The 336-nt window shown below is 68.5% G+C and carries 1 protein-coding gene; it reads right to left on the bottom strand.

All coding sequences use genetic code 11. From position 1 onward, the window contains the following. The coding region (locus RCF13_RS02760; RefSeq protein ID WP_308140817.1) for a hypothetical protein at window positions 1-336 on the bottom strand (336 nt) is incomplete at both ends.

Raw genomic sequence — 336 nt, 5'->3', positions numbered from 1 at the left:
ACAGTTGGCCGGCCTGAGCGCCCATCGTACCGGCGTTGCGCACCCCGACGCCATGCTCGGTTCCCACCAGGACGATCTTCTGGCTGTACATGCCGCCGAGCGCGCCGACATCCAGCGCAAAAGCTGGCGCATCGCCACTGGCGGCGATCTTGCGCACCTCCACCTGGTCGGCGCTGACATCATTGCCTCCGGTGGCGATCCGGAGCTGCCGCGCCCAGATCCCGGCGTTGGCTTCCACGGAGCGGGCGATCAGATCCGTGTAGTTCGCCGTGCTGGCATCCATGCCCTGGCCCGTAACGCGGATGGCGCCGCCCTGCACCCGATAGCGCTCCAGCG

The organism is Stenotrophomonas maltophilia group sp. RNC7, assembly GCF_030910085.1.
Lineage (GTDB): Bacteria > Pseudomonadota > Gammaproteobacteria > Xanthomonadales > Xanthomonadaceae > Stenotrophomonas > Stenotrophomonas sepilia.
The sequence above is the reverse complement of the archived record's forward strand: the minus strand, read 5'-3'. Positions and strand labels throughout refer to the sequence as shown.